Below are 26,075 nucleotides of genomic sequence, written 5' to 3' on the forward strand. Positions count from 1 at the left end.
CATGAACACCACCGCACCCCGCACCGACATCACCATCTACCACAACAACCGCTGCAGCAACTCGCGCGGCGCGCTGGCCCTGCTGCGCGACAACGGCGTGGAGCCGACCATCGTCGACTACATCGCCCAGCCCCTGGACGCTGCGCAACTGCAGGCCCTGGTCCGGCGGCTTGGCGTGCCCGTGCGCGAGCTGCTGCGCAGCAAGGAAGCCGTCTTCGCCGAGCTGGGCCTGGGCGATGCATCCGTCAGCGATGAGCAGCTCATCGCCGCCGTGGCCGAGCACCCCGTGCTGCTCAACCGCCCCATCGTCGTCACGCCCAAGGGCGCGGCGCTGTGCCGCCCGCCGGAGAAGGTGCTGGCGCTGATCTGAGATGCACGGCGAGGGTTCTAAGCCTCGCCTAAGTCTGCCCCTTCAGACTTCTCCTCAACGCAGCAAGGAACGCTGCTTTTGAGGAAAGGTCTGCGATGAACAAGATTCTGTCCACTCCCCGCCGTCTGGTGCTGGCCCTGGTGGCCGCAGGTGCCATCGGCGCCTTGGGCGCCACGGGCGCCGGTCTGGTTGGTGTGGTGCATGGCGATGCACGTGCCGCCACGTCGCTGTTTGCGCCTGCAGCACAGCCTGCTTCTACCGCTTCTCCAGCTTCTCCCGCCGCCGCCGTGGTGGCGCCCAACTTTGCCGACATCACGGCGCGCAACGGCGCGGCCGTGGTCAACATCAGCGTGGTCGGCAGCTCGCGCGCCATGGGCGACGATGGCGACGAGGCCGCTGCGCGGCAGGGGCAGGGGCAGGGCCAGGGCCAAGGTCAGGGCCTGCAGGGCATGGACCCCAACGATCCGTTCTTTGAATTCTTCCGCCGCTTCGGCGTGCCCGGCATGCCGGGCATGGGCCAGGGTCAGCCCCAGCGCGATTTGCCCACGCGCGGCGAAGGCTCGGGCTTCATCGTCTCCAGCGACGGCCTGATCCTGACCAATGCCCACGTGGTGCGTGGCGCCAAGGAAGTCACTGTCAAGCTCACCGACCGGCGCGAGTTCAGCGCCAAGGTGCTGGGCGCCGATCCCAAGACCGACGTGGCCGTGCTGCGCATCGAGGCGAAGAACCTGCCCACCGTATCGCTGGGCAAGACGGCCGACCTGCGCGTGGGCGACTGGGTGCTGGCCATCGGCTCGCCCTTCGGTTTCGAGAGCAGCGTGACGGCCGGCGTGGTCAGCGCCAAGGGCCGCACCCTGCCTGACGACTCCTTCGTGCCCTTCCTGCAGACCGACGTGGCCATCAACCCCGGCAACTCGGGCGGCCCGCTGTTCAACGCACGCGGCGAGGTGGTGGGCATCAACAGCCAGATCTACTCGCGCTCGGGCGGCTACCAGGGCGTGTCCTTCGCCATTCCCATCGAGGTGGCCACGCGCGTGCAGCAGCAGATCGTGGCCACGGGCAAGGTGCAGCATGCGCGGCTGGGCGTGGCCGTGCAGGAGGTGAACCAGGCCTTTGCCGACTCCTTCAAGCTCGACCGTCCCGAAGGCGCCCTGGTGTCCAGCGTGGACAAGAGCGGCCCCGCCGCCCAGGCAGGCCTGGAGCCCGGTGACGTGGTGCGCAAGATCGATGGCCAGCCCATCGTGGGATCGGGCGATCTGCCGGCCTTTGTGGGCCAGGCGCTGCCGGGCCAGAAGGTCACGCTGGAGATATGGCGCAACGGCGAGGCCCGCACGCTCAGCGCCGTGCTGGGCGATGCCAGCGACAAGGCCGCCAAGGTGGCCAAGGACAAGCCCGACGCCGGCAAGGGCAAGCTGGGCCTGGCCCTGCGCCCGCTGCAGCCCGAGGAAAAGCAGCAGATCGGCGTGAAGGACGGCCTGGTCGTGGCCGACGCCGCAGGCCCGGCCGCCGAGGCCGGCATCACGCAGGGCGATGTGCTGCTGTCCATCAACGGCTCGCCTGCCGGTGATATCGAGGCCGTGCGCGCCGCCATGGCCAAGGCCGGCAAGACCGTGGCCGTGCTGATCTGGCGCGATGGCAACAGGATCTTTGTCCCCGTACGTCTCGGGTAAGTGAAAGGAGGTAAGGGACCAGAAGCATCCACACACTTGATTGATCGCACGGCCCCGGCGTGAATGCGCCGGGGCTATCGCTTTGGGAAAACCCAGAGAAAAATGCCAGCGGTCCAAGGAGCGGTACGCCAATGTGATGGTTGTATCGTGTGAAATGACGCACGTTTGCGTTAGTAATGTTTCTTTTTGTGACGGATTGATGTAAGGGAAACCGCTTAGACTGCCGGCCCATCGAGGCGTGCGCTGACCGTCTTGATTCACGGAATACGGCCCCTGGGGGCGCAACGCATCACAGGAGGGGCACGGCTTTGAATCAGGACTACAGCTTGCAGGTGGCGGGTTTGGGCGCATCGTTCGGTGCGCGCGTCATCCTGGCTGAGGTGGACTTCGCACTGCCCGCCCGGGGCGTCACCGTTTTGCTGGGGCCTTCGGGATCGGGCAAATCCACCCTGCTGCGCACGCTGGCCGATCTCAATGCCGCCAATCCGCGTTTTCGCCGCTGGGGCAGCACGCGCTACGCGGGCCAGCCATGGCGCAGCGGCCTGCAGGCGCCGCGCCTGGTGCAGCAGCAGGCCAGGCTGATGATGGCCAGCACCTTCGATGCCATCGTGGAGCTGGCGCGCCCCCGTCTCAAGCTGGTGCCGCATGAACTGCGCGACTGGTGCCGCGCCCAGGTGCAGGCCTTCGGCTTTCCCGAGCTTGCGCTGATGTTCGACCAGCCGGCGCTGCAGCTGTCCCCCGTGCAGCAGCGTGCCGTGGCCATCCTGCGCGAGGCGCTGGCCGAGCCGGCGCTGCTGATGGTGGACGAGCCCACGGCCGAGCTGGAGGGCTACGAGGCCTTCGTGCTGCTGGAGCTGCTGCGCCAGGTGGGTCAGCGCGCTGCCGTGCTGATGAGCACGCACCAGCAGCAGCACGCACAGGCCGTGGCGCAGGACATGCTGCTGCTGGCCGGCGGCCGCATCGCCGAGGCGCAATCCATGGAAGCCTTTCAGCGTGCGCCGCTGTCGCTGGCGGGCCAGCAGTTCCTGCGCACCGGCAGCTGTGCCGTGGCCTCTCCCGATGCGCGGGCCGAAGACCTGGAGGAGGGCGTGCCCCTGCCGCCACCCCTGCCTGCAGCGGCCGTGGCCGCGATCTCCGAGTTTCTGTCGGATGCAGTGGCCACCGAGCCTGCATCCGAGCCCATGCCTGCACCTGAGCCTGCGCCTGCACCCGTGCCTGCATCCATGCCTGCGCCGGTACCCGCACCCGCACCGACACCCGCTGCCGCTGCCCGGCCGCGCGCCGTCAATCCCGCCGTGCTGGTGGACTGGCAGCCGCTGGCCGCTGACCCGCAGGCCGTGCCCGCCAGCCGTGGCCCCAACGGTTTTGCCTGGCTGGTGCCGGGCCGGCTGGCCGGTGCGCCGCAGCCCGGCGTGGTGCAGTCCATGGACTTTGACCTGAAGGCCCTGCGCGGCTGCGGCGTCACCGTGCTGATCACGCTGACCGAAAACGACCTGCCGCAAGAGCCGCTGCAGCGGCACGGCCTGCGCAACCTGCACCTGCCGGTGCGCGACCACGAATCACCCACGGTGGCCCAGATCCAGATGCTGCTGGCGCGCATGTCGGCCATGCTGCGCGCGGGCGAGGTGCTGGCCGTGCACTGCCTGGCCGGCCTGGGCCGCACGGGCACGGTGCTGGCCGCATGGCTGGTGCGCGAGGGCCTCACCGCCGACGAGGCGCTGCGCCGCGTGCGCCTCATCGACGCCCAGTACGTGCAGTCCCAGGCCCAGGAGGACCTGCTCTACGCGTATGAAGTGGCACTGCTGCTGAAGATGGGCTGACCGATCACATCCATTCACAATAAAAGGAAAGCTGCAATGAGCCTGGATAACGTTTTGAGCGAGGTGGCCGGGTCCGTGCCCGAGTGCCTGGCCATCGGCTACGTGGATGCCGCCTCCGGCATGCTGCTGGCCATCCGCACGGTGGACTCGCATCCGCGCGAAGTCATCGACCTGGTGGCCGCCGCCACGGCCGACCTGTTCAACGGCCCCAATGTCTCGATGATCGAGAGCCTGTTCAAGAAGTCGCGCGGCCTCAAGGACGACGGCCACCACTACTTCCAGGAGCTCATCGTCAATAGCGACAACCTCATCCACGTCTTCCTGCGCGGCAAGCTCATGCCCGACTACGTGGCCGTCTTCGTCTGCCGGCGTACCGCCAACCTGGGCATGGCCTTGACCAAGGCCCGGATGGCCATGCCGAAGATTGAAGCGGCGGTGTAGCCGCCGCTCACCCCCTGAGTCGCCAACTGAGCCAGCCTTCCAGGGAGCTATTCTTCAACCATGCGCTTACTGCTTGTCGAAGATGACGCCATGATCGGCGAGGCCGTGCAGACCCTGCTGCGCGGCGAGGGCCATGCGGTGGACTGGGTCCGTGACGGCCTGCAGGCCGATGCGGCCCTGTGCCCCGGCCCGGGCGGCGGCCATGGCTATGACATGGTGCTGCTGGACCTGGGCCTGCCGGGGCAGGACGGATTGCAGGTGCTGCGCCATCTGCGCGGGCGCCGCGATCGCACGCCGGTGCTGGTGGCAACGGCGCGCGATGCCGTGCGCGACCGCATTGCCGGGCTGGATGCGGGGGCCGATGACTACGTGGTCAAGCCCTATGACCTGGACGAGCTGCTCGCGCGCCTGCGCGCGCTGGCGCGGCGTGCCTCTGGCGGGTCCGACCCGCTGTACGAGCGCGAGGGCGTGCGGCTGAACCCCGCCACGCGCGAGGCCAGCGTCGATGGCCGCGACGTGGTGCTCTCCGGCCGCGAATGGGCGGTGCTGGAGACGCTGCTGGCACGCCCGGGCAGCACGCTGTCGCGCCAGCAGATCGAGGACAAGCTCTACGGCTGGGGCGACGAGGTCAGCAGCAACGCCATCGAGGTCTACATCCACGGCCTGCGCAAGAAGCTGGGCGCGGGGCTGATCCTCAATGTGCGCGGCGTGGGCTACATGGTGCCCAAGCCATGACGGCGCCGGCTTCCTCCCTTGTTTCCTCCCTTGTCGCCCGGGCGCGCAGCCGCCTGCCCGGTGCACTGGGCACGCGGCTGCTCATGTTCCTGGGCGCCGCCATCGTGCTCACGGCGCTGCTGCAGGGCCTGCTGGCCTACCGCAATGCGCTGCTGCAGACCGACACCCTGTTCGACTACCAGATGCAGCAGACCGCCTTTGCGCTGCGCGCCGGCCTGCCGGTGGATGCGCGCGGCAGGCCCCAGGGCACGCCGCCCGAGGATGAGAACCACGAATTCATCGTCCAGGTCTGGACCAACGAAGGCCTGCGCATTTTTGAATCCGCCCTGGGCGCCGCCCTGCCGCAGATGGCCGTGCTGGGCTTTGCCGACGTGCCCGCGCGCGGCACCGTCTACCGCGTGTTCTCGCTGCAGACGCGCTCGCAGGTGATCCAGGTGGCGCAGGACATGCGCGTGCGCCGCACCCTGGCGCGCGACGCCGCCTGGCAAAGCCTGCTGCCCATTGCCCTGCTGGCTCCCGTGCTGGCGCTGGCCGTGTGGTGGGTGGTGCGCAGTTCGCTGGCGCCCGTGCAGCGCGTGCGCCGCGAGCTGGCCACGCGCCGCCCGCAGGACCTTGCGCCCGTGCCTGCCGAGGGCCTGCCCGACGAGGTGCGGCCCCTGGTGGCCGAGCTCAACGCGCTGCTGCAGCGCGTGGGCCAGGCCTTCGAGGCGCAGCAGCACTTCGTGGCGGACGCCGCGCACGAGCTGCGCTCTCCGCTGGCCGCGCTCAAGCTGCAACTGGTGGCCTTGCAGCGCGCGCCCGATGTGGCCGCGCATGACGAGGCCGTGCAGCGTCTTTCAGCCGGCATAGACCGGGCCACACGGCTCGTCGAACAATTGTTGACATTGGCGCGGCAGGAAGCCCAAGGCACGGTACAAGGCACGGCCCCCGGCGTGCAAGGCATGCAGGGCCGGCACGACGCTGCCACGGCCGCACCTGCCGACGTGGACCTGCGCGAGGTGGTGGAGCAGGCCCTGGCAGACCAGGCCGTGGCCGCCCAGCAGCACGGCCTGGACATGGGCCTGAGCGAGTCCCCGCAACTGCGGCAATCCTTTGCCGTGGCGGGCGACGCACAGTCCTTGCAGATGCTGGTGCGCAACCTGCTGGACAACGCCGTCAAGTACGTGCCGCAAGGCGGCCGCGTCGATGTGGGCTGGCGCAGCGATGCCCAGGGCCGCGCGCTGGTGGTCGAGGACTCGGGCCCCGGCATTGCCGAAAGCGAGCGCGAACTGGTGCTGCGGCGCTTTGTGCGTGGACCTTCAGCGGCTTCAGCGGCTTCAGCGGCTTCTGCGGCTTCTGCGGGCCAGCAGGCGCAGGGCAGCGGCCTGGGCCTGGCCATCGTGCAGACCATTGCCGAGCGGCATGGCGCACGCCTGCTGCTGGACCGCTCGCCCACGCTGGGCGGCCTGCGCGTGCAGGTGATTTGGCCGCCTGTGTCGGGCCGCTGACAGCGGCGCGTGGCGCGCAGGCTTGTCGGCCTTTAGCGCGGCCGGAATGCTTCCAGCTTGCGTCCGGCCGGGTCACAATCCCCAAATTGGTGCCCGCCCGCCTGCCTTGCCATTCCCTCATCAGCCGCGCGGGCAGTCTGCTTCCGTAGTCATTTCAAGAGGTATTTCATGGAGTCCCTTGTCCAGCGCCTGTCCCAGTCCGTGACCCAGGCGCATTCGTTGGAAGAGTTGACGCGGCCCCTGCTGCAAATGCTCGAAGAAAGCTCGCATCTGGAGTCCACCTATCTCACCACCATCAACGAAGAACAGGGCCAGCAGCGCGTGCTGTACGCGCGCAACGCCAGCGAGATGCAGATTCCCGAGGGCCTGGTCGTTCCCTGGGGCGACACGCTGTGCAAGCGCGCCCTGGACGAGGGCCGCATGTACACGCCCGATGTGGGCGACTGCTGGGGAGACTCCGAGGCTGCGCGTGAACTGGGCATACGCACCTACGCCAGCGCGCCCGTGCGTTTTTCGGATGGCCAGCTCTACGGCACGCTGTGCGCGGCCAGCAAGTCCTCGCAGGCCCTGAGCAGCGAGGCCGAAGGCATGCTGCGCCTGTTCGCCAACCTGATTGCCGAGCGCGTGGAGCGCGAGCAGCTCATCGCCAGCCTGAACCGGACCAACCGGGAGCTGGCTGCGCTGGCCTTGCTGGACCCGCTGACCGGCCTGCCCAACCGGCGCTGCCTCACCGATGAGCTGGGCCGGCTCATTGCCCGGTGTGTGCGCAGCCAGGAATGCGTGGTGGTCGGCTTCATCGACCTGGACCGCTTCAAGAACGTCAACGACGAGCACGGCCACGAGGCCGGCGACGCGCTGCTGCGTGCCATGGGCGAACGCCTGTCCGCCCACCTGCGCAGCGCCGACATGCTGGCGCGCTTTGGCGGGGACGAGTTCGTCTTCATCGGCGTGGGGCCCTTGTTCGGCAGCGAGGCCGATGCCGTGGCGCGTGAACTGCAGCAGCGCCTGTCGGATGCCTCGGCCTTCCAGGTCGATCTGCCCGATGGCAAGACGCTGGACTACGGCGGCGCCAGCGTGGGCGTGGTCTGCCTGCGGCCGGACTCCATTGACGCCGACGACGCGCTGCAAAAGGCCGATGCGGCCATGTACCGCGTCAAGATGGCGCGCAGCCGCGAAGCCAGGGGCAACGCGCTGCATTGAGCCAGCCGCAGGCCTGGCCCGGCGGCCAAGACCTGTTGCTGCCTTGCTCCGGCCTGTCTCGCTGCTTCTCGCGCGCGCTCTTTTTTCTTGCCGTCTCAGCCTGCTGCCAGCATGGGCTGCCTGCGCTGCAGTTCCACGGCGGCATGCTGATGGCCGCTTGCCGCCTCCAGCTTGAAGGCGCCCACCGTGCGCACCAGGTCGCCGGCCTGGCCGCGCAGGCTGGAGGCGGCGGCGGCCATCTCCTCCACCAGTGCCGAGTTCTGCTGGGTGGCCTGGTCCATCTGCGTGACCGCCTGGCCGATCTGCGCCACGCCCGAGCTTTGCTCGGAACTGGCGGCGCTGATCTCGCCCATCAGATCCGTCACGCGGCGTATGGCGTCCACCACCTCGGCCATGGTCGTGCCGGCCTGGTCGGCCAGCGCGCTGCCGTTGTGCACGCGGCTGGCGCTGTCGGTGATCAGTTGCTTGATCTGCTTGGCGGCCTCGGCACTGCGGCTGGCCAGGCCGCGCACCTCGGTGGCCACCACGGCAAAGCCCCGGCCCTGCTCGCCCGCACGCGCGGCTTCCACGGCCGCGTTCAGCGCGAGGATATTGGTCTGGAAGGCAATGCCGTCGATCACATTGATGATGTCGGCGATCTGCCGGCTGGAATCACTGATGCCGCGCATGGTGTGCACCACCTGCCGCACGACCTCGCCGCCCTGCTCGGCCACGGTGGAGGCACCCAGCGCCAGCTGGTTGGCCATCTGCGCGTTATCGGCGTTCTGGCGCACGGTGGAGCTGAGCTGCTCCATGGAGGCGGCCGTCTGCTGCAGCGCGCTGGCCTGGCTTTCCGTGCGCGAGGACAGGTCCTGGTTGGCCTGCGCGATCTGCCCGCTGGCCGCTGCCACGCTGACCGATCCCTGGTGCACCTGGCGCACCACGCCGCGCAGTCCCTCCTGCATGGTCTGCAGCGCGCGCAGCAGCATGGACACCTCGTCCTTGCCGCGCACATCGATGTGCCGTGTCAGGTCGCCCGCCGCCACGGCATCGGCCGTATGGATGGCCAGGCGCAGCGACCGCGCCATGTTGCGGATGATGGACCAGCCCAGCAACACCCCCAGCAGCACGCCCGCGATGATGGAGCCCACGGCCACCGCAAAAATCACCTGGTAGAGCGACTGCGCGGCGTCGTATTCCTCCTTGGCGACGCGGGTCTGCAGCGCGGTCAGCTGCACGATCACATCACGCAGCGGCGCGTACAGGGCCTCGTCCTTGTCGATCAGCAGCTGCCGGGCCAGCTCCAGGTCGCCGGACTGCAGCGCCTGCTGGGCCGGCTTCAGAAAGCCCTGCAGGAACAGCGCGCGCACGGCCTCGAAGCGGTCGGCCAGCTGCTCCTCTTCCTCGGTCATCCGGGTCTGGCGGAACGAGGCCCAGGCCTTGTTCACGTCGTTGATGTTGATCTGTATCTCCTGCTGCTTTTGCTGCGTGTATTCGGGCAGGTGCACGGCAATGGCGCCCGAGACCGCATGGCGGTTGCGCAGCAGCAGGCGCTGCACTTCCAGCAAATCGCCCAGTGCGACCAGGCGCTCTTCATAGACCACCTTGAATCGGCGGTTGGACTCGCTGATTCCATATAGCCCGAAAGCGCCGATCACGATCATGAGCAGTGAGAGAAAACCAATCAAGGCGGTCAGGCGAGTCGATAACTTGAAATTATTCATACTGCGTCCTTTGCATGCATTGCGGATGGTTGGTGGGTACTTGCGTTGTCAGGCCGCCCCGTGATGGCTCGCATCTCTCATAACGGAATCGGTAATGAAAATGAGATTTCACTAACGGGAAATGCCCGGTCTGCACAAATGCTCACAGGCATCCGGAAACGGCGATGCTGGCTTGCCGTGGCCTGCGTGGCCAATGGCGATCCATGTTGTATTGGTTTGTAAACTATTTGTTACAAACTATAGTATGAATTGAATGGGCCAAGCAATACCAGTTTTTCAGGTATTGGCCTTGGCCTGATAGGGGCTCTCTGCGTATTGCTTCGCTATGAAAAATACAGGCGGCAACGGCCCTGGCAGTGGCTGCGGCGCCGAACGGCCCGCCTAGAATCCGCCTTTGTGCGCTGTGCATGCGCGGTTCATGCGCGTTCATCCGCGCTTGCGCGAGGCCCCTGGCCTGCCTTCACGAAAGAGATCCATGAAACCCAAAACCCTTGCCGGCGCGTTGGCCGCCCTCTGCGTGGCTGCGGCCGGACTGCTCTACGCATCGCCCTACATCGCCCTGCACCAGATCGGCAAGGCCGTGGAGCGCCGCGATGCCCAGGCACTGTCCGGCTACGTGGACTTTCCCGCGCTGCGCGAAAGCATCAAGGGCCAGATGATGGCCAGGCTGCAGTCCCAGATGGGCGGCTCGGGCGACAGCGCCTCCAACCCCCTGGCCGGCTTTGGCCAGCAACTGGCCCAAGGCCTGGTCAGCCAGTTCACCGAGGCGCTGGTCTCGCCCGACGGCGTCATGCTCATGCTGGAAAAAGGCAAGCCCGGCAAACCCACGGACGTGGCCGCCGCAGGCGTGGGCGTGGACACCCAGGGCGGGCCGCCGCGCAAGGACTACTCCGTGGAGTACCAGGGCTGGTCCAAGGTCTTCGTGCACCCGCGCGGCGAGCCGGGCGGCTTCATCTTCAGGCGCGAAGGCCTGATGGGGTGGAGGCTGGTGGCCGTGAAGATGGATTGAGGGGCGCGGGCAGGCCGCCTGCACCCCGGTCCCTCAGCCTTGATGCAGCACCTTCATCACATGTCGCTTGCCCAGCCGCAGTGCGCGGGCATCGGCCTCTGGCTGCGTATCGCAGGGCTGGTCATCGGTGATGGCCTCCAGGGCCTTGCCGCTGGCCACCTCCAGCAAGGTGGCGCGCGGCAGCCAGGCGCCTGGCGAGGCATCGCTGGGCAGTGATGCGGGCGTGATCCGCACGCCCATGTAGAGAAGGCTGTCCATGGCCTGCCGTATCCGTTCGGATCAGCCTGCCAGGGGCGGGCGGGGCAGGGCCAGCCACTGCTGGACGGCGGGGTGCTGCCACTGCCGGCGCGCATAGGCGGCCAGCGGCGCAGGCACGGCATCGCCGTTGAGCACCAGGCGGTTGAGCATCAGCGCCAGGTCCACATCGGCAATCGACCACGGGCCGGCGATGTGGTCATCCTCCGAGCGGATGAAGGCACCGGCCACCGAAAACAGCTTGCGCGCCGCCGCCTGGCCCGCATCCGACAGCGGCGTGGGCGTGGGGCGGTAGAACACCACTTCGGTGCTGCGCTCCGAGCGCAAGGCCATCAGATCGCTGCGCAGCCAGGCCTGGACCTGGCGCACGCGGGCGCGCGCCTGCGCATCCTGGGGGTAGAGCGGGGCGCCGCCAAAGCGGTCCTGCAGGTACTCGCAAATCGCCGAAGACTCCGACAGACTGAAATCGCCGTCCACCAGCGTGGGCACCCGTGCCGTCAGTGACGCGGCCACATAGTCCGCCCCGGTGTTCTGTCCCGCCGAAAGGTCCAGCGTGCGCAACTCGAAGTCAATCCCCTTGACCTTCAGCGCAACGAACACGGACATGGCATAGGGAGAGGCGAATTGCGAATCGGCGTACAGCAGCATGGAGGCCTTTCGGGAGACTGCATCAGTGATTGGGGCACTGATGGTAGCCGAGCAGCCCGGGCGCATCGGCCATGATCGGTCATGCGCCGTCCGGCGGATCGCCGCAGATGCGGCCCATGCCGCCTTCAAAGACATCGCGCACGTCACGAAGGGTCTGCGAACCCCATTCATCACGGTGCTCGCCATGCAGGGCGGCCGCCACGTAAACGATCTCCGACAACTGCGAGATGCGTGCCGCCATGCCGTGCGCCACGATATGGCTCTCCGTGTTCTGGTGGTGGCCCATTTGCATCAGCACCTGCGCCAACTGCTGGACCTCGTAGTTGGCCTCGCGGGCCAGTTCGCGCCACTGCGATGGCGTTGCGCCGGTGTCCAGCCTGGCTTGCAATTCATACAGCGTGGTGCGCGGAAACACGATCCCGTCCACCGGCGTCTCTGATATCTGCGCCAGCGCCTGGGCCGCTTCTGCCAGCAGGCGAGTGCGTGGGCCGGACTCCGCATCGCCGGGCACCAGCCGCGCCGAATTGATGCAGGCGGCCACATCAAACGCCGTGTTCTGCAGATCGCACGTCGAGCCGGGCTTGGCTGCGTGGCGTGCCACATCGCTGGCAATGCGCAGCAGGCGGTCGGATTCCCCGCTGTGCCGGTGCGTCTCATCGGTCATCGCGGCCTGCTTGAGTGCTTCAGCGGCCTGCAGGAACAGCGCGCGGTCCGCCTTGGCGATCTTCTTGCGCGATGGTTTCGCGGCAGCGTGCTTCATGGACCTCCTTCGAGCAACGTACAGGCGCAGCAAAGGAGTCGCCTGAGGGGTCAGGTAGTATTTGGCGCTTGTAGTGACAACGCTCCATAGGCTATCAAACGAAAATTTGATCGTCAATAGTTTATATAAAAAATGTTTGACTTCTCTGCGCGCCTGACGGAGGAAAGAAATAGGCTGGGCCTTAGCCAAGAGGCGTTTGGCGCTATCGCGGGAGTGTCAAAGATGTCCCAACTCAACTATGAGAAGGGCGTCAGAAAGCCTGATGTGGGTTACCTCATGGCTGTGGCGGAGCAAGGGGTTGACGTTGCCTACCTGCTAACAGGTCAACGTTTGTTTGACCCGAACGCCATCCAGCACGAGCGCTCCGAACCGACCCTCGCCGCCCGCCTGCAGCAGGAACGCCAGCGCCTGAACCTCAGCGAAGCCGAACTGGCCCACAAGGTCGGGCTGGACAAACAGACCCTGAAGCACTTCGAGTCCGGCGACCTTGTCCCCGACGCCACAGCGCTGAAGCAACTGCACCTTGCCGGCGTCGATATCGGCTACGTGCTGCTCTCTCTGCGCTCCACCCCGCCCGACGCCGATGTGCAGGCACTGCTGGCGCATTACGGCAAGGCGACGGACGCTGGGCGTGCGCTGGTGCGAGGGGTGGCGGAGCTGGCTGGGCGGGGGTGAGGCTGGAGGCCTTCAACGCTCCCGGCCTGCGCGGCACATATCTGAAAAGCGTCAATAGCTACTGAATGAATAGCAAAATTGCAGCGCACACAAGCCGTGCTGGACAGAGCGAAAAGCGGTAGCTACCATTGGTGGCTACCAATCAAGGAGCCCGCCATGGACACCGCACGCCTTTTCCAATCCGGCCGCAGTCAAGCCGTGCGGCTGCCCAAGGAATACCGTTTCACGGGCACTGAAGTCGTGGTGAAGCACTTCGGCAACGGCGTGTTGCTGCTGCCCGCAGACGACCCTTGGCAAACACTGCAAGCCGGGCTGGCTGAGTTTGAACCGGGCTTTGTGCTCGAGCGCGAGCAGCCTGAGGCCCAGCAGCGGGACGAGATCAGCCCATGATCCTGCTCGACACCAACATCTGCATCTACATCATCAATGCCAAGCCCCCGGAGGTGCTGGCGCGCTTTCAGCAGTACCGCATGGGCGAGGTGGGATTGTGCAGCGTGGTGGCTGCCGAACTGGCCTTTGGCGTGGCCAAAAGCGGCTCGGCCCGTAACCGCCAGGCCCTGGAGATGTTTCTTGCCCCGCTCGCCATCCTCCCGTTTGACGAGGCGGCCGTGTGGGCCTATGGCGACCTGCGTGCCGATCTGGAGCGTCGAGGCAGACCCATAGGCGCGCTTGACACCATGATCGCCGCCCACGCCCTGAGCCAGAGGGCGCTGCTGGTGACCAACAACACCCGCGAATTTGCCAAGGTGCCCGGCCTGCAGTTGGACAACTGGGCTGTCGCTACCTGATTCGCTGGGTAAATCCGATCCTAGTGCTTGCTGTATGAGCGCAAGCGGCTATCAAATGTGAAGTAATCGATATCTTTTCATCGAAATCCGGCTACCCAGTTCGCGCCTCTGGACAGAGCCAGCATGCATGCTGGCTGGCCGGCTCGCACTGACCCTGGACCGAACGCAAAAAGCCCCTCGGCACCTTTCTGGTGCCGAGGGGCTTTTCTTGTTTCTACGCCACCTGTGTCCCCGGCATGTCCCCGGGGGCCAAGTGCAATTCGCAAGCCATTGATACAGAAGCAATTCAATGGTCCCTCCGACAGGAATCGAACCTGTATCTGGCGCTTAGGAGGCGCCCGTTCTATCCATTGAACTACGGAGAGGAGCAAACGGCGATTGTAAACCCACGCCGGACCCGCCCCGCGCACCGCCGGGAGGGCGGCATGCGGGGCGTTGGGGCGTCAGTCCTTGCGCACGGTGTAGATCAGGTCCAGCGCGCTGGTTTCCCCGGTCTGGCCGCGCAGGGTGAGGCGGCGCGAGAGGTCGTAGAAGATGTACAGCGTGCCCATGGCCCCCGAGAGGCTTTGCTCGTAGGTGACATAGAGGTCGCTGGACAGGCGCTTGCCCAGGGTGAGGGCGGCGCCGGTGGAGCCTTCGCCGCCCGGTCCCTTGAAGCCGATTTCGTCCAGGCCCAGGTTGCTGGCGATCTTGCCGCTGTTGTTGCGCCCGCCGCTGAGCAGGGACAGCGCGGCCTGCTGGAGCAGGGCGCTTTCGGCGCCGCCCGTGGCGGGGTCACGGCCCATGACCACCCAGGAGAGCTTTTCGGCATCGGGCACTTCGGGGTCGGAGTACAGGCGCACGCGCGGGGCGTTGGCCGTGCCCTGCACCTGCACGCCTGCGCGCACGGCGATGTTGGGGCGCAGCGCCAGGATGTCCAGCGAGGGGTTGGCGTAGGGGCCGTTGAAGCGGATGAGGCCGGTCTCCACGTCCAGCGACTGGCCCCAGGCGCGATAGCGGCCCTGCACGGTGCGGATCTCGCCCGTGATGCGCGGCGGGCCGCCCGCCACGGTGGGGCCTTGCACTTCCAGCGCGCCTTCCAGGCGGGTGGTGATGCCGTAGCCCTGCAGCGCGAAGTCGCGGCCCAGGTCGAGCTTGACGAGGATGTCGGGCAGCTTGATGGTTTCCGCGCGGGCCTGGGCCTTGCGGTCGGCCTGCTGCTGTTTGCGCGCCGCTTCCTGCTCGGCCTTGCGCGAGGCGGCCGAGTGCACGACCACGTCGGAGTCCAGCGAGGGGGCGGATTCCTCGGGCAGGATGATGGTGGCGCGGTCGGTGGTGAGGTCGCCGCGCAGCGTGAACTGGCCTTGCTCCAGCTTGGCCTGCAGGCCGCCGGAGATGCTGACCTGGCGGTCCGCGCGCACCAGCACCTGCAGCCTGGTGGCCTGCGCGCGCAGGTCCATGCTCAGGCCGGAGTTGCTGCCATCGGCATTGGGCGGGTCCCAGCGCACGAAGCCCGAGCCCGTGAGTTCGCCGCCTTCGCGCGGGGCCGTGGTGAGGTTGCCGCTGTAGCCCAGGATGCGCGCATTGCTGCCGCGCCCGCCCTGCATGCGCAGTTCGGTCAGGTCCAGCCGGTTGCCTTGCAGGCGGGCGCGCAGCACGCCGTTTTGCAGGTCGATGCCGTCCAGTGCGGACAGGATGCTCAGGCCGTCGGCCGAGAGATTGCCCTGCCACTGCGGGTTCTGGCGGTCGCCGCTGATCTCGGCCTTGGCCTGCAGCGATCCGGTGACGCGCCAGCCGGGCGGGGCGAACAGCGCCCAGATACCGATGTCGGGCATGCGGGCGTCGATCTGGCCGGACAGCGGGGCCTTCTCGGGCCAGGTCCAGGTGCCGTCCTGCTGGGCCAGGCGCGTGCCCAGCTGGGCGGTCAGGGTGCCGGCGCGTTCGCTGTCCCAGTCGAGCTTGGCCCGCACGTCGTCGCCCTGGGCGCGCACGCTCAGGCGGGCCTGCTTGATGTGGGCGCGCATGCCGGCGCCGCGCACGGTATGCGTGCGCACTTCGCCGGGTTTGCTGGAGCGCGGGCCGGTGGTGTGGATGACGGTGGTGCCCGAGCCGTCTTCCACGGCCAGGCGCAGGTCGCCGGCGGCACGCTCGACCAGCAGTTCGGCCTTGAGCGCTGGGCCGGTGGTGTCCAGGTCCCAGCGGGCGTTGAAGCTCAGGTCGCCGCTCAGGCCCATGGCGGCCAGCGGAGGCTCCTCGGCCATGGACAGGGTATCGACCCAAGCCAGCGGCAGGGCCTGGGCGCGGCCGGTGCTGCGCAGGGCCCAGCGGCCGTCGCCGCCCTGGGTGGCGCGGGTGTCGTCCCAGGCCAGCAGCACGGGCTGCGGCGCCTCGGCATTGGCGCGGCGCTGGGCCAGCGTGGGCGGCGTGACCTGCAGGCTGCCGGCCGACGCCGTGAACGTGGTGGACAGGACGGTACGGCCCGTGGTGCGCTGGGCAATCTGCACGGGCTGCTTGCCCGCCAGTTGCAACTGCCAGGGGCCGGGCAGGTCCTGGCCCGGATTCAGCCGTGCCTGCAGTCTGTCGATGCTGGCCTGCCAGTCCAGGGGCGCGGCACCGCGCGCCGTGGCAAGGCCTGCCTGCAGGGCCGTGTCGATCTGCGCGGTCTGCGTGCCGCGCTTCGCCTGGCCGGTGAGGGTCAGGCTGGCCTGCTCGGGCGAGCCCTTGAGGGCCAGGCGCAGCTCGGGCAGCTCCAGCGCCTGCTCGGGCGGCGTGTTGGCGGGCAGGTAGCGCAGCTTGGCGGCCTGCAGGTCGGCCTGCAGTTGCAGGCCGCTGGCGGGCAGCGGGTCGCCCACGGCGGCCTTCATGCGCTTTTGCAGTGCGCCCCATCCGCCGCGCCAGCTGGCGTCCAGCTGGGCCTGGCCTTCGATCAGGGCGCCGGCCAGCGGGTCCTTCATGCCGGGCAGCTTGCGCAGCCACTGCGTGAGGGCGGTGAGTGACGACAGCTTGAGCTGGCTGCTGCCCTGGCCTGCGGCGGGGCTGATGTGGCCGTCCAGCGAGAGCTCGGCGCCGGGCAGCTCGGCCTTCAGCACGGTCTGCAGTTTTTGCTGTTCGGTGTCGAACTGCAGGCTGCGGCTGCGCACTGAGGCCTGCAGCGCATCAAGCTGCAGGTTCTCCAGCGAGAGCACGGGCTGGGCCCAGCGGCCCTTGGTGGCGAGTTTCTCGATGCGCAGGGGCTGGCGCTTGCCGCCCGCGGGCGCAGCTGCGGCCTGGATGTCCACGCTGAAGTCCACCTGCTGCTCGGCCGTGGTGCTGGCGCGCAGCTCGCCCTGCAGCGGTGCGGCTTCCAGGATGCTGTAGAGCGCGGCGGGATCCAGGCGCTGGACCTTGGCCTGGCCTTCGAAGACCTTGGTGGCGGGCTCGAAGCGGCCCTGGGCGTCGATGCTGCCCGAGCCTATGGCGATCTGCGCCTGCTCCAGCAGCCACTGCTGGCCGTCATAGCGCACCGCGGCCTCTATCTGGTCCAGCGGCAGGCGCTGGCGGTCCCAGGGGCCGGGCATGGCGTTGTTCAGGCGTGTCGTCAGCTGCCAGGCGGTAGTGGCGATGGCCGAGCCTGGTGCCTGGTCCGATGACTGTTCCGTGGCGGGTGCCTGGGCTGTATCAGCTGCCTTGCCATCCGGCCCGGCCTGCAATTCGCCGCTGATGCGGGTGCGCGGTCCCTGGGGCCAGAAGGCGGCGATGTCGATCTGGCTGAGCTGGGCGCGCGCGGTCTGCAGCGGCTGGGGCTGCCAGGGCTGGATGCTGGCCTCGATGTCCGCATGCATGGGTTCGGACACCGGGGCGGCTTCCTTGCGTTCCCTGGCCTTGCCGTTCTTGCCATCGGCCTTGGCGGATTTCTGTACGGCGGCAGGGGTAGATGCTTCCTCGGACACCGTCCCGGGCTTGGCATCAACCTGGAGCTTGATGCCCAGTTGCGCAGCGGCGGTGGCCAGGGTGCCGTCGATCTGTGCCTTGGCCTGCACGGCCAGCGGTGCAGGTTTGGGGGCCTTGGCTGCGGAGGCCTCGTCGTCCGAAGCCAGGGCAGGCGCCTGCAGGTCGCCCTGCAGCTGGGCCTGGATGGCCATGGGCGCGCGGGCCTGCAGGCGCAGCTTGGCCTGGTAGTTGCCATCGGCCCATTGCAGGTCGCGCACGTCCAGCTGGTGCTCGCTGCCGTCATAGACGTAGTGGCCTTGCAGGCCCAGCACCTCGGCCTGGGGCGGGCCTTGCCAGACGATGCGCTCCACATGGAAGGGCACGTCGATCTTCACGGGCAGCACGAGCTGCTGCAGCGGTTCGACGGGTTTCTTGTCCTCGGGGTCGGGCGTGCTGGCAATGTTCAGCTCGGCGATGCGCACTTCGCCCAGGCGCACGGTGCGCGACAGCAGGGGGCGCAATTGCCAGCCGATGGTGGCGTCGCGCAGCTCCACTTTCATGGTGGGGCTTTGCCATTGCAGCCAGCCGATGCGCCCGCCCTGGCGCACGGTGCCGGTGACTTCCTTGGCCTGCAGGCTCTGGCCTGCGGGCAGCCAGCCGGCCACGCGCTGCAGGGTGTAGGCCAGCGAATCGGCACGGCCGGCCCACCACCAGGCGGAGCCCAGCAGGGCGACCAGCAGAAGGACCAGGACCAGGAAGAACCAGAGCAGGGCGCGCAGCCAGCGGCGGCGGCGGGGCGCGGGCGCCGGCTGTGGAGGGGACGCCTGGGGGCTTTGATCTGGCGCGGCGGAGGAGGCAGGGGTATTCAAACGGGAATCCACCATGGTCAGAAGTTGAAGCCCAGGCGCAGGTGCAGGCGCAGCTGCTTTTCCTGGGCGCCCCAGGCGATGTCGGCCTGCACGGGGCCCACGGGGCTGCGCCAGCGCAGGCCGGTGCCCACGCCCACGCGCATGTACATGGAGTCGGGCGCATCGCCCACGGTGCCGGCGTCCAGGAAGACGGCATGTTCCCAGTCCTGCGTGTTGCCCTTGATGACGATGGGCCGCTGCCACTCGATGCTGCCCACGGCCATGTAGCGCCCGCCGATGACCTTGCCGCTGTCGGTGCGCGCACCGATGCTTTGGTAGCCGTAGCCGCGCACGGTGTTGTCGCCGCCGGTGATGAACAGCTGGGTGACGGGCAGGTCGGCATCCTTGCGGGCCAGCAGGGCGCCGCCGGAGGCGCGCAGCGCCAGGCGGCTGCGGCGCTTGGTCTCGGGATCGACCTCGCCGATGGGAATCAGGCTGAGCCAGCGTCCGGAGACGCGGCCGAACGGCGTGCGCTGTGGCGTGAGCGTGGTGCCCGCGCCGACTTCCCAGGCAAAGCCGAAGCCCGAGGAGGGCGCCAGCGTGCTGTCGAAGTAGCGCCCGGTCCAGCCGTAGTTGGCCGTGACCGATGAGCTGGAGGGCGGCGCGCCCTCACCCTGGGTCTTGGCGTAGTCGTACTGCAGGTAGTAGTTGCGGTCGATGTGGTCTTCGGACTTGGTGCGGCCGGCGCGCAGCTGCAGGCTGTTGACATCGAAGTCGCCCGAGGGCGCGCGCTCGGCCTTGGCCGTGGTGAACCAGCGCCACAGGGTTTCATCGGGCAGGGCGGTCCACTGCGTGGAGATCAGCGGGTTCTTGCGGTCGAAGCGCATGCGCGTGACAGCACGCCAGCCCAGCCAGGGCAGGCGGTTGTGGATGTGGTCCACGCTCAGGCGCGGGCCGGTGTCGGTGCTCATGCCCACGCCGAAGACCCATTTCTGCATCTGGGCCTCGCGCACCTGGGCGATGACGGGCGTGGTGACCTGGGCGCCCTTGCGCTTGAGGGCCTCCTCGTCCTCGGCGGCGCTTTCTCCCTGCTGGGGCACGTTGGCCAGCGTGAGGAAGACGGAGTCGTAGTAGCCGCTGCTGGCCAGGCGCAGCTGGGCGTCGACCAGGGCGGTCTGGTCGTATTCCTCGCCCTCGGGCAGCCGTGCGATGCGGGCCGTGCCCACGGGGTCGTAGCGCTGGGCGCCTTCGATGCGCAGCGGGCCGAAGGTGTAGGCCGGGCCGGGCGCGTAGGCCACGCTGACATCGGCCTCATGCGTGTCGGCGTCGATGTCGGCCAGGCTGGAGTCGATGCGCGCCAGCGGGTAGCGGCGCGACTGCAGCGTGCGCAGTCCCTGGCTCTTGGCCTGGCTCCAGCTGGACTGGCTGAAGCGCTGGCCGGGCTGCAGCGGCCAGTCCTCTTCGATGGTGGCGCGCTGGGAGGCGCCGTCGGGATCATCGGCATTCACGCCCGCAAAGCGCACCTGGCTGCGCGCAATGGTGGCGGGCTCGCCCGGGTCCACCTTCACGGTGACCTGCAGCGGGGCCTCTTCGGATTCGGGCGTTTCCTTGATCTCCACCGTGACCGTGGGGCTGAAGTAGCCCAGCGTGCCGATCAGGTCGCGCACGTTGGCGTCGGTGGCGCCCAGCAGCCGCGTGAGTTCGCGCCGCTGCAGATCGCTCTGGTAGCGGTAGCGGCGCAGTTCGAGGTGCTTTTCCAGCAGTTCGCGCACTTCCTTGGGCGCATCGACGACGAGCGAGAAGGCCGGGTCGCCGGTCGCTGCAATCAGCGACGGGTCCGTGTCCTTGTCATCATTCTTGGACGGCAGGAGGCTGCAGCCACCGAGCATCAGGGCTGCACTCAACAGAAACAAAAACGCCGGCCCTCGGGCCGGCGCTGTTGCGGGGGGGAGCTTGGGCATCAGCCTATTTTGACAGCAGGCGCATGGCGTCTTCCAGACCTTTGAGTGTCAAAGGGTACATGCGGTTGCCCGTGAGCTGCTGGATGATGCTGATGCTCTGGCGGTACTGCCAGACGCCAGGCGGCTCGGGGTTGATCCAGGCAAAGCGCGGGAAGGCATGCGTCAGGCGCTGCAGCCATTCGGCACCGGGCTCCTCGTTCATGTACTCCACGCTGCCGCCTGGCTGCAGGATCTCGTAGGGGCTCATGGTGGCGTCGCCCACGAAGATCAGCTTGTAGTCCTTGTTGTACTTGCGGATGATGTCCCAGGTCGGAAACTTCTCGGCGAAGCGGCGGCGGTTGTTCTTCCACATGAAGTCGTAGACGCAGTTGTGGAAGTAGTAGAACTCCAGGTGCTTGAACTCGCTCTTGACGGCCGAGAACAGCTCTTCCACGCGCTGCACATGCTCGTCCATGGTGCCGCCCACGTCCATGAGCAGCAGCACCTTCACGTTGTTGTGGCGCTCCGGGATCATCTTGATGTCCAGGTAGCCCGCATTGGCGGCCGTGCTGCGGATGGTGTCGGGCAGGTCCAGCTCCAGCTCGCCGCCTTCGCGGGCGAACTTGCGCAGCCGGCGCAGCGCGACCTTGATGTTGCGCGTGCCCAGCTCCTGCGTGTCGTCGTAGTCGCGGTAGGCGCGCTGCTCCCAGACCTTGACGGCGCTCTTGTTGCGGCCCGGCCCGCCGATGCGCACGCCGGCCGGGTTGTAGCCGCCGTGGCCGAAGGGGCTGGTGCCGCCCGTGCCTATCCATTTGTTGCCGCCTTCGTGCCGCTCCTTTTGCTCTTCGAGCCGCTTCTTGAGCGTCTCCATCAGCTCGTCCCAGCCCATGGCCTCGATGGCGGCCTTTTCCTCGGGCGAGAGCTCGCGCTCCAGCAGCTTCTTCAGCCAGTCCTGGGGAATTTCGCGCGTGAGGTCGGCCACCATCTCCACGCCCTTGAAGTAGGCGGCGAAGGCGCGGTCGTACTTGTCGTAGTGCTTCTCGTCCTTGACCAGCACGGTGCGGCCCAGGTGGTAGAAGTCGTCCAGGCTCCAGGCGTCGTCGCTCTTGGGGCCGACCACGCCGGCCTGCAGTGCCTCCAGCAGGGTCAGGAACTCCTTGACCGAGACGGGCAGCTTGGCCGCGCGCATGGTGTAGAAGAAGTCGATCAGCATGGCATCTCCCGAAGGCCCGGCGTACGCGCCCTCATGTGCGCGCCACGGCGGTGCTGCCGTCCGAATGGCGCTGCAACTGGTCCAGCAGCTGGGCACGCGACTCGGGCCATTCGCCGCTGCGCAGGCTGTACATCACGGTGTCGCGGATGGTGCCGTCGCGGCGCAGCGCGTGGCCGCGGATCACGCCGTCCTTCTTCGCGCCCAGGCGCTCGATGGCGCGCTGGCTGGCGAAGTTGAAGCAGTCCGTGCGCCAGCCCACCACATGGCAGGACAGCGTGTCGAACGCATGGCCCATGAGCATGAGCTTGGCCGAGGTGTTGACATGGGTGCGCTGCACGCTGCGCGCGTACCAGGTGTAGCCAATCTCCACGCGGCGCACCTCGGGCAGGATGTCGTGGTAGCTGCTGGTGCCCAGCACCTTGCCGCTGTCGTCGTCCAGCACGGCAAAGGCGAAGCGCTTGCCCAGGCTGCGCTGCTCCAGCGCGGCCTCGATATAGGCGCGCACATCACCGGGCTCGGGCGCCGAGGTCACGCGGATGCGCCACAGCTGGCCGTCCTGCACGGCCTCGCGCAGCCCGGCTTCATGGGCCAGGGCCAGGGGCTCCAGCCGCACGCCGTTGAAGCGCATGACCACGGGTCGCACAAAGCCCTGGTGCGCCACCGCGCCGGCCACGGGAATGGTCGTCACCTGGCCGGTGAGGGCCGGCACGCCCGTGTCGTTGGTGTGTTCGGGATGGGGCATGGGCGCAGGCCTCAGCGGTTGCGCTGGTTCATGAAGACCAGCTTCTCGAACAGGCTCACATCCTGCTCGTTCTTGAGCAGGGCGCCTACCAGCGGCGGCACGGCGACCTTGCCCTCGGCGGTCTGCAGCGATTCCACGGGAATGTCCTCGGCCACCAGCAGCTTGAGCCAGTCGATCAGCTCGCTGGTGGAGGGCTTCTTCTTGAGGCCGGGCAGGTTGCGCACGTCGTAGAACACCTTCATCGCGGCGGTCAGCAGCTCGCCCTGCAGCTTGGGGAAGTGCACGGCCACGATCTGGCGCATGGTGTCGGCGTCGGGGAACTTGATGTAGTGGAAGAAGCAGCGGCGCAGGAAGGCGTCGGGCAGCTCCTTTTCGTTGTTGGAGGTGATGAACACCAGCGGCCGGTGCTTGGCGCGGATCATCTCGCGCGTCTCGTAGCAGTAGAACTCCATGCGGTCGATCTCGCGCAGCAGGTCGTTCGGGAATTCGATGTCGGCCTTGTCGATCTCGTCGATCAGCAGGGCCACGGGCCGGTCTGCCGTGAAGGCCTGCCACAGCACGCCCTTGATGATGTAGTTGTGGATGTCCTTGACGCGCTCGCCGCCGTCGATGTCGGACAGTTGCGAGTCGCGCAGGCGGCTGACGGCGTCGTATTCGTACAGCCCCTGCTGCGCCTTGGTGGTGGACTTGATGTGCCACTGCAGCAGCGGCATGTCCAGCGCTGCGGCCACTTCCTCGGCCAGCATGGTCTTGCCCGTGCCGGGCTCTCCCTTGACCAGCAGCGGGCGCTGCAAGGTGGCTGCGGCATTCACCGCGAGCATCAAATCCTGGGTGGCGACGTAGTTCTCGGAACCTTGAAATTTCATGGGCGGTATCAGCGTAAGTATTGATGGGGACGCTTGACGGTGACTGCCATAATCGTTCGCGCTACCCGCTCAGCAGTAGGCATCCGTCAGAACTCTTGAAGGATTGTGCGCGCAAAATGATAAAAACTTTGACCACGGTATTGGCGCTGACTGTCGCATCTGTGACCCCTGTGGCACAGGCCCAGCAAAGCAAAGGTGACGCAAAGGCAGGGGAGGGGAAGATCGCCATGTGCATTGGCTGCCATGGCATCCAGGGCTACCAGGCCAGCTTCCCCGAGGTGTACAAGGTCCCCAAGATTTCAGGACAGGGCGCACCCTACATCGTGGCCGCGCTGCAGGCCTACCAGAAGGGCGAGCGCAAGCACCCCACCATGCGCGGCATCGCCGATCCGCTGACCGAGCAGGACATGGCCGACGTGGCCGCCTACTACGCCGAGCATGGCGTGGCCAAGGCCGCCGACGCCAAGGTCCGCGAGCCCAGCACCCAGGTTGCCGCGCTGCTGCAAAAAGGGGCCTGCGTCTCCTGCCATGGCCAGGGTTTTTCCAAGCCCATCGACCCCAGCTATCCGAAGGTGGCGGGCCAGTATGCGGACTATCTGTACTCAGCCCTCAAGTCCTACAAGACCGAAGGCAACCCCCATATCGGCCGCAGCAACGGCGTGATGGCCGGCATTGCCAAGCAGTTCACCAACAGCGAACTCAAGGCGCTGGCCAACTACATCGGCAGCCTCGATGGCGAGCTGCAGACCCTGCCCCAGCCCCATTTCCGCCTGGGCCAGAAATCGCAGTAGGTCGTCCTTTCCTCCAAAGCAAAAGCCCGCAATTGCGGGCTTTTTTCGGGCTTTGTTTCGGGCGTTGTCTTGAGGCGCTGAACGGCCCGGACTATGCGCCGCCCGTGGCCTTGGCGCCGTCGCTGGTGGCGCGGCGCTGCACGGCGGCAATGTAGGCCTCGCCATCCGGTGGGCGGCCCGAGCGCTGGCTTTCCCAGAGCATCTGCCCCAGGCATTCCATGGTTGCGTGGTGGGCGTCGTGCAGCGAGTCCAGGCGGCGGCTGAGCAGCTCCACGGCCTGGCGTATGCCGCGCGGCTGGTCGATGCTGCACTGCTCGCTGATGGACAGGTGCATGGACAGGTGCAGGAAAGGATTGGTCACGCCGGGCGTGGCGTCGTAGTCACGCAGCAGGGCGGCGTCCACGTCGGCGAGGTCATCGAAATACTCGGGATGCTCGGCAATCCAGAGGCTGGCCAGCGTCTCTATGGCCTCCATCGGCGCGCCGTTCAGCATCTTGGTGCGCACGCCGCAGAAAAAGCGCCGCACATCGGCTTGGGTGGGGTTGAACATGGTGGCGCGCAGCGTAGCACGCAGCCCTTTTGGGCGGGCACGCAAGGACTTTGCCGAGGGCCCGCCGCAAGACATGGATCAGAGCACCTCGAAGACCCTGCCGGTCTGGGCGCCTTCCACGCTGCGCTGGTAGGCCAGGGCCACGCGCGCGGCGGGCACGGTCTCGAAGCCGGGGAAAACAGATCCATAGGCCTGGGCCGATTCGGTCAGCAGCGTGGGGCTCACGGCATTGATGCGCAGGCCGCGCTGCAATTCGACCGCAGCGCCGGTGACGAAGCCGTGGAGGGCGGCATTCACCGTCGATGCATTGGCGCCGTGGCGGATGGGCTCGGTGGCGGCGACGCCGCTGGTCAGCGTGATGGAGCCGCCGTCGCGCAGCCAGCGCTGGCCCAGCAGGGCGAGCCGCACCTGGCCCAGCAGCTTGTCCTGCAGGCCGGAGTTGAACTGCTCGGCCGTCATCTCGGACAGCGGGCCGAAGTGCAGCTTGCCGGCCGTGCTGACGATGGCGTCCAACTGGCCGGCGGCTTCGAACATTTTCTGCAGCGTCTCGGGCTGCGTGAAGTCGGCGCGCAGGTCGCCGCTGTTGCGGCCCACGGTGACGATCTCATGGCGCGGGGCCAGCAGGGCGTGGACAGCGCGGCCAATGGTGCCGGTGGCACCGATGAGCAGGATCTTCATGCGGTTTTCTTTCGGAAGGAGTGAACAGGCCTCCAGTGTTTTGCAAATTGCCTATGCCATAAAGTAGCGAAATCTTTTTGTACTACTAAGCATTGGTTAGCAATCCATGGACAAGCTGCGCAATATGGAGGTCTTCATGGCCGTGGTCGAGGACGGCAGCTTTGCCCAGGCCGCGCGGCGCCTGGATATCTCGGCCGTGATGGTGGGCAAGCATGTGCAGCAACTGGAAGCCCACCTGGGCGCGCGCCTGCTGCAGCGCACCACGCGGCGCCACAGCCTGACCGAGGTGGGCCGCAGCTTCTACGAGGACAGCCGCCAGGTCTTCGAACAGTTGCGCTGGGCCGAGTCTGCCGTGGAGCGCAGCCGCAGTGCCCCGCAGGGCCTGCTGCGCATCAGCGCGCCGACCACGCTGGGCAACCATGTGATCGCGCCGCTGGTGGCCGACTACCAGCTGGCCAATCCGCTGGTGCGCGTGGACCTGCAGCTGAGCGACAGCATGGCCGACCTGGTGGGCGAGAACATTGACGTGGCCGTGCGCATCGGCCCCGTGGGCGGCGAAGGCCTGGTGGCGCGGCCGCTGCAGCCCTATCGCATGGTGATTGCGGCGGCGCCCTCGTACCTGCGGCGGCGCGGTCATCCGCGTGGCGTGGACGATCTGGCGCGCCATGACTGCCTGAGCTACGCGGTCTGGCAGCGCCGCTCGGAATGGATTCTGCGCGGCGACGGCTCGGGTTCGGTGCAGTGGCCCGACGACGCCCGCCTGCGCTGCAACAGCGGTGACGGGCTGCGCCATGCGGCGCTGCGCGGCCTGGGCCTGATCCTGCAGCCCGAGGTGCTGCTGGCCGCCGACATGGCCGCGGGCCGGCTGGTGCCCGTGCTGCAGGACTGCGTGCCACTGCCGCGCCCAGTGCACCTGGTCTATCTGCCGGACCGCCGCCAGCTGCCCAAGCTGGCGCAGTTCGTGGACCACATGGTGCGGGCGCTGGGCGCGGCCTGAG

At 67.6% G+C, this 26,075-nt stretch carries 24 protein-coding genes and 1 tRNA gene; 13 read left to right on the top strand and 12 right to left on the bottom strand.

Annotated features, from left to right (window positions below; genetic code table 11):
* Position 1: 1 nt before the first annotated feature.
* The 7 genes from arsC (at position 2) to INR38_RS11485 (ending at position 7,723) form a co-directional block, all read left to right on the top strand.
* Positions 2–370, top strand: a complete 369-nt coding sequence (gene arsC, locus INR38_RS11455; protein WP_096915295.1) for an arsenate reductase (glutaredoxin) — start codon at positions 2–4, stop codon at positions 368–370.
* A 95-nt stretch (positions 371–465) separates the two neighbouring features.
* On the top strand, positions 466–2,040 hold the full coding sequence (locus INR38_RS11460; RefSeq protein ID WP_207444427.1) for a Do family serine endopeptidase: 1,575 nt from the start codon (positions 466–468) through the stop codon (positions 2,038–2,040).
* A 308-nt stretch (positions 2,041–2,348) separates the two neighbouring features.
* Positions 2,349–3,860 carry an ATP-binding cassette domain-containing protein gene (locus tag INR38_RS11465; RefSeq protein ID WP_207444426.1) on the top strand — a complete coding sequence of 504 codons (1,512 nt, stop codon included), beginning with the start codon at positions 2,349–2,351 and terminating at the stop codon, positions 3,858–3,860.
* Positions 3,861–3,896: 36 nt separating this feature from the next.
* Positions 3,897–4,301 carry a hypothetical protein gene (locus tag INR38_RS11470; RefSeq protein ID WP_012203525.1) on the top strand — a complete coding sequence of 135 codons (405 nt, stop codon included), beginning with the start codon at positions 3,897–3,899 and terminating at the stop codon, positions 4,299–4,301.
* Between the two features lie 60 nt (positions 4,302–4,361).
* Complete coding sequence (locus INR38_RS11475; RefSeq protein ID WP_012203526.1) at positions 4,362–5,036, top strand: response regulator transcription factor; 675 nt, start codon at positions 4,362–4,364, stop codon at positions 5,034–5,036.
* Complete coding sequence (locus INR38_RS11480; RefSeq protein WP_207444425.1) at positions 5,033–6,523, top strand: ATP-binding protein; 1,491 nt, start codon at positions 5,033–5,035, stop codon at positions 6,521–6,523. Before INR38_RS11475 ends, INR38_RS11480 begins: the two co-directional genes overlap by 4 nt.
* Positions 6,524–6,691: 168 nt before the next feature.
* Positions 6,692–7,723 (top strand): sensor domain-containing diguanylate cyclase, encoded by a 1,032-nt coding sequence (locus INR38_RS11485; RefSeq protein WP_207444424.1) that lies wholly within the window; start codon positions 6,692–6,694, stop codon positions 7,721–7,723.
* 95 nt (positions 7,724–7,818) lie between these two features.
* Here INR38_RS11485 and INR38_RS11490 read toward each other — a convergent pair whose 3' ends face one another.
* Complete coding sequence (locus INR38_RS11490) at positions 7,819–9,426, bottom strand: methyl-accepting chemotaxis protein (RefSeq protein WP_207444423.1); 1,608 nt, start codon at positions 9,424–9,426, stop codon at positions 7,819–7,821.
* A 475-nt stretch (positions 9,427–9,901) separates the two neighbouring features.
* Between INR38_RS11490 and INR38_RS11495 the strand changes: the two genes are divergently transcribed.
* Entirely contained in the window at positions 9,902–10,435 is a 534-nt protein-coding gene (locus tag INR38_RS11495; protein WP_046987310.1) for a DUF2939 domain-containing protein, read from the top strand.
* A gap of 33 nt (positions 10,436–10,468) precedes the next feature.
* On the opposite strand, the gene INR38_RS11500 is transcribed toward INR38_RS11495, so the two are convergent.
* The 3 genes from INR38_RS11500 to INR38_RS11510 all read right to left on the bottom strand — a co-directional run bounded on the left by INR38_RS11500 (position 10,469) and on the right by INR38_RS11510 (position 12,098).
* Positions 10,469–10,693 (bottom strand): hypothetical protein, encoded by a 225-nt coding sequence (locus INR38_RS11500; RefSeq protein ID WP_016453212.1) that lies wholly within the window; start codon positions 10,691–10,693, stop codon positions 10,469–10,471.
* A gap of 21 nt (positions 10,694–10,714) precedes the next feature.
* Positions 10,715–11,338: a glutathione transferase gene (gene yfcF, locus INR38_RS11505; RefSeq protein WP_013804002.1), complete on the bottom strand. Its 624-nt coding sequence runs from the start codon at positions 11,336–11,338 to the stop codon at positions 10,715–10,717.
* Between the two features lie 79 nt (positions 11,339–11,417).
* Positions 11,418–12,098, bottom strand: a complete 681-nt coding sequence (locus INR38_RS11510; RefSeq protein ID WP_207443611.1) for a hypothetical protein — start codon at positions 12,096–12,098, stop codon at positions 11,418–11,420.
* 132 nt (positions 12,099–12,230) lie between these two features.
* Between INR38_RS11510 and INR38_RS11515 the strand changes: the two genes are divergently transcribed.
* The 3 genes from INR38_RS11515 (at position 12,231) to INR38_RS11525 (ending at position 13,561) form a co-directional block, all read left to right on the top strand.
* Positions 12,231–12,773: a helix-turn-helix transcriptional regulator gene (locus INR38_RS11515; protein WP_207443610.1), complete on the top strand. Its 543-nt coding sequence runs from the start codon at positions 12,231–12,233 to the stop codon at positions 12,771–12,773.
* Positions 12,774–12,929: 156 nt separating this feature from the next.
* On the top strand, positions 12,930–13,163 hold the full coding sequence (vapB, locus tag INR38_RS11520) for a type II toxin-antitoxin system VapB family antitoxin (RefSeq protein WP_180318011.1): 234 nt from the start codon (positions 12,930–12,932) through the stop codon (positions 13,161–13,163).
* Positions 13,160–13,561, top strand: a complete 402-nt coding sequence (locus INR38_RS11525; RefSeq protein ID WP_207443609.1) for a type II toxin-antitoxin system VapC family toxin — start codon at positions 13,160–13,162, stop codon at positions 13,559–13,561. The genes vapB and INR38_RS11525 overlap by 4 nt, the downstream gene beginning before the upstream one ends.
* Positions 13,562–13,851: 290 nt before the next feature.
* On the opposite strand, the gene INR38_RS11530 is transcribed toward INR38_RS11525, so the two are convergent.
* From INR38_RS11530 to INR38_RS11555, 6 genes are all read right to left on the bottom strand, one after another.
* Positions 13,852–13,926, bottom strand: a tRNA-Arg gene (locus INR38_RS11530).
* 78 nt (positions 13,927–14,004) lie between these two features.
* Positions 14,005–18,333 (bottom strand): translocation/assembly module TamB domain-containing protein, encoded by a 4,329-nt coding sequence (locus INR38_RS11535; protein ID WP_207443608.1) that lies wholly within the window; start codon positions 18,331–18,333, stop codon positions 14,005–14,007.
* A 2-nt stretch (positions 18,334–18,335) separates the two neighbouring features.
* Positions 18,336–20,258: a BamA/TamA family outer membrane protein gene (locus INR38_RS11540; RefSeq protein ID WP_202760167.1), complete on the bottom strand. Its 1,923-nt coding sequence runs from the start codon at positions 20,256–20,258 to the stop codon at positions 18,336–18,338.
* Between the two features lie 4 nt (positions 20,259–20,262).
* Positions 20,263–21,450 carry a VWA domain-containing protein gene (locus INR38_RS11545; protein WP_012203587.1) on the bottom strand — a complete coding sequence of 396 codons (1,188 nt, stop codon included), beginning with the start codon at positions 21,448–21,450 and terminating at the stop codon, positions 20,263–20,265.
* A gap of 31 nt (positions 21,451–21,481) precedes the next feature.
* Positions 21,482–22,192 (bottom strand): GNAT family protein, encoded by a 711-nt coding sequence (locus INR38_RS11550; RefSeq protein WP_013803995.1) that lies wholly within the window; start codon positions 22,190–22,192, stop codon positions 21,482–21,484.
* Positions 22,193–22,203: 11 nt separating this feature from the next.
* Positions 22,204–23,058, bottom strand: coding sequence for a MoxR family ATPase (locus INR38_RS11555; RefSeq protein ID WP_012203589.1), 855 nt, complete (start codon positions 23,056–23,058; stop codon positions 22,204–22,206).
* 116 nt (positions 23,059–23,174) lie between these two features.
* On the opposite strand from INR38_RS11555, the gene INR38_RS11560 reads away from it, so the two are divergent.
* A complete protein-coding gene (locus INR38_RS11560; RefSeq protein WP_012203590.1) occupies positions 23,175–23,849 on the top strand; it encodes a c-type cytochrome in 675 nt (224 codons plus the stop codon).
* Between the two features lie 91 nt (positions 23,850–23,940).
* Here the strand turns inward: INR38_RS11560 and INR38_RS11565 are convergent, their stop codons facing one another.
* Together INR38_RS11565 and INR38_RS11570 are read right to left on the bottom strand one after the other, a co-directional pair.
* Positions 23,941–24,399, bottom strand: coding sequence for a DUF1841 family protein (locus INR38_RS11565; protein WP_012203591.1), 459 nt, complete (start codon positions 24,397–24,399; stop codon positions 23,941–23,943).
* A gap of 78 nt (positions 24,400–24,477) precedes the next feature.
* Entirely contained in the window at positions 24,478–25,077 is a 600-nt protein-coding gene (locus INR38_RS11570) for a short chain dehydrogenase (RefSeq protein WP_207443607.1), read from the bottom strand.
* 106 nt (positions 25,078–25,183) lie between these two features.
* On the opposite strand from INR38_RS11570, the gene INR38_RS11575 reads away from it, so the two are divergent.
* Positions 25,184–26,074: a LysR family transcriptional regulator gene (locus INR38_RS11575; RefSeq protein ID WP_099734568.1), complete on the top strand. Its 891-nt coding sequence runs from the start codon at positions 25,184–25,186 to the stop codon at positions 26,072–26,074.
* The last annotated feature ends 1 nt before the right edge of the window (position 26,075 follow it).

Source organism: Delftia sp. SD018 (assembly GCF_017355445.1).
GTDB lineage: Bacteria > Pseudomonadota > Gammaproteobacteria > Burkholderiales > Burkholderiaceae_C > Comamonas > Comamonas acidovorans.

Excerpts from the sequence above, each read along its gene's own strand:
- INR38_RS11510 (WP_207443611.1), bottom strand. The coding sequence starts at position 12,098 with ATGAAGCACGCTGCCGCGAAACCATCGCGCAAGAAGATCGCCAAGGCG.
- INR38_RS11475 (WP_012203526.1), top strand. The coding sequence starts at position 4,362 with ATGCGCTTACTGCTTGTCGAAGATGACGCCATGATCGGCGAGGCCGTG.
- INR38_RS11500 (WP_016453212.1), bottom strand. The coding sequence starts at position 10,693 with ATGGACAGCCTTCTCTACATGGGCGTGCGGATCACGCCCGCATCACTG.
- vapB (WP_180318011.1), top strand. The coding sequence starts at position 12,930 with ATGGACACCGCACGCCTTTTCCAATCCGGCCGCAGTCAAGCCGTGCGG.
- INR38_RS11555 (WP_012203589.1), bottom strand. The coding sequence starts at position 23,058 with ATGAAATTTCAAGGTTCCGAGAACTACGTCGCCACCCAGGATTTGATG.
- INR38_RS11515 (WP_207443610.1), top strand. The coding sequence starts at position 12,231 with ATGTTTGACTTCTCTGCGCGCCTGACGGAGGAAAGAAATAGGCTGGGC.
- INR38_RS11480 (WP_207444425.1), top strand. The coding sequence starts at position 5,033 with ATGACGGCGCCGGCTTCCTCCCTTGTTTCCTCCCTTGTCGCCCGGGCG.
- INR38_RS11525 (WP_207443609.1), top strand. The coding sequence starts at position 13,160 with ATGATCCTGCTCGACACCAACATCTGCATCTACATCATCAATGCCAAG.
- arsC (WP_096915295.1), top strand. The coding sequence starts at position 2 with ATGAACACCACCGCACCCCGCACCGACATCACCATCTACCACAACAAC.
- INR38_RS11490 (WP_207444423.1), bottom strand. The coding sequence starts at position 9,426 with ATGAATAATTTCAAGTTATCGACTCGCCTGACCGCCTTGATTGGTTTT.
- INR38_RS11540 (WP_202760167.1), bottom strand. The coding sequence starts at position 20,258 with ATGCCCAAGCTCCCCCCCGCAACAGCGCCGGCCCGAGGGCCGGCGTTT.
- INR38_RS11550 (WP_013803995.1), bottom strand. The coding sequence starts at position 22,192 with ATGCCCCATCCCGAACACACCAACGACACGGGCGTGCCGGCCCTCACC.
- INR38_RS11460 (WP_207444427.1), top strand. The coding sequence starts at position 466 with ATGAACAAGATTCTGTCCACTCCCCGCCGTCTGGTGCTGGCCCTGGTG.
- INR38_RS11570 (WP_207443607.1), bottom strand. The coding sequence starts at position 25,077 with ATGAAGATCCTGCTCATCGGTGCCACCGGCACCATTGGCCGCGCTGTC.
- INR38_RS11535 (WP_207443608.1), bottom strand. The coding sequence starts at position 18,333 with ATGGTGGATTCCCGTTTGAATACCCCTGCCTCCTCCGCCGCGCCAGAT.
- INR38_RS11545 (WP_012203587.1), bottom strand. The coding sequence starts at position 21,450 with ATGCTGATCGACTTCTTCTACACCATGCGCGCGGCCAAGCTGCCCGTC.
- yfcF (WP_013804002.1), bottom strand. The coding sequence starts at position 11,338 with ATGCTGCTGTACGCCGATTCGCAATTCGCCTCTCCCTATGCCATGTCC.
- INR38_RS11485 (WP_207444424.1), top strand. The coding sequence starts at position 6,692 with ATGGAGTCCCTTGTCCAGCGCCTGTCCCAGTCCGTGACCCAGGCGCAT.
- INR38_RS11560 (WP_012203590.1), top strand. The coding sequence starts at position 23,175 with ATGATAAAAACTTTGACCACGGTATTGGCGCTGACTGTCGCATCTGTG.
- INR38_RS11565 (WP_012203591.1), bottom strand. The coding sequence starts at position 24,399 with ATGTTCAACCCCACCCAAGCCGATGTGCGGCGCTTTTTCTGCGGCGTG.
- INR38_RS11495 (WP_046987310.1), top strand. The coding sequence starts at position 9,902 with ATGAAACCCAAAACCCTTGCCGGCGCGTTGGCCGCCCTCTGCGTGGCT.
- INR38_RS11575 (WP_099734568.1), top strand. The coding sequence starts at position 25,184 with ATGGACAAGCTGCGCAATATGGAGGTCTTCATGGCCGTGGTCGAGGAC.
- INR38_RS11470 (WP_012203525.1), top strand. The coding sequence starts at position 3,897 with ATGAGCCTGGATAACGTTTTGAGCGAGGTGGCCGGGTCCGTGCCCGAG.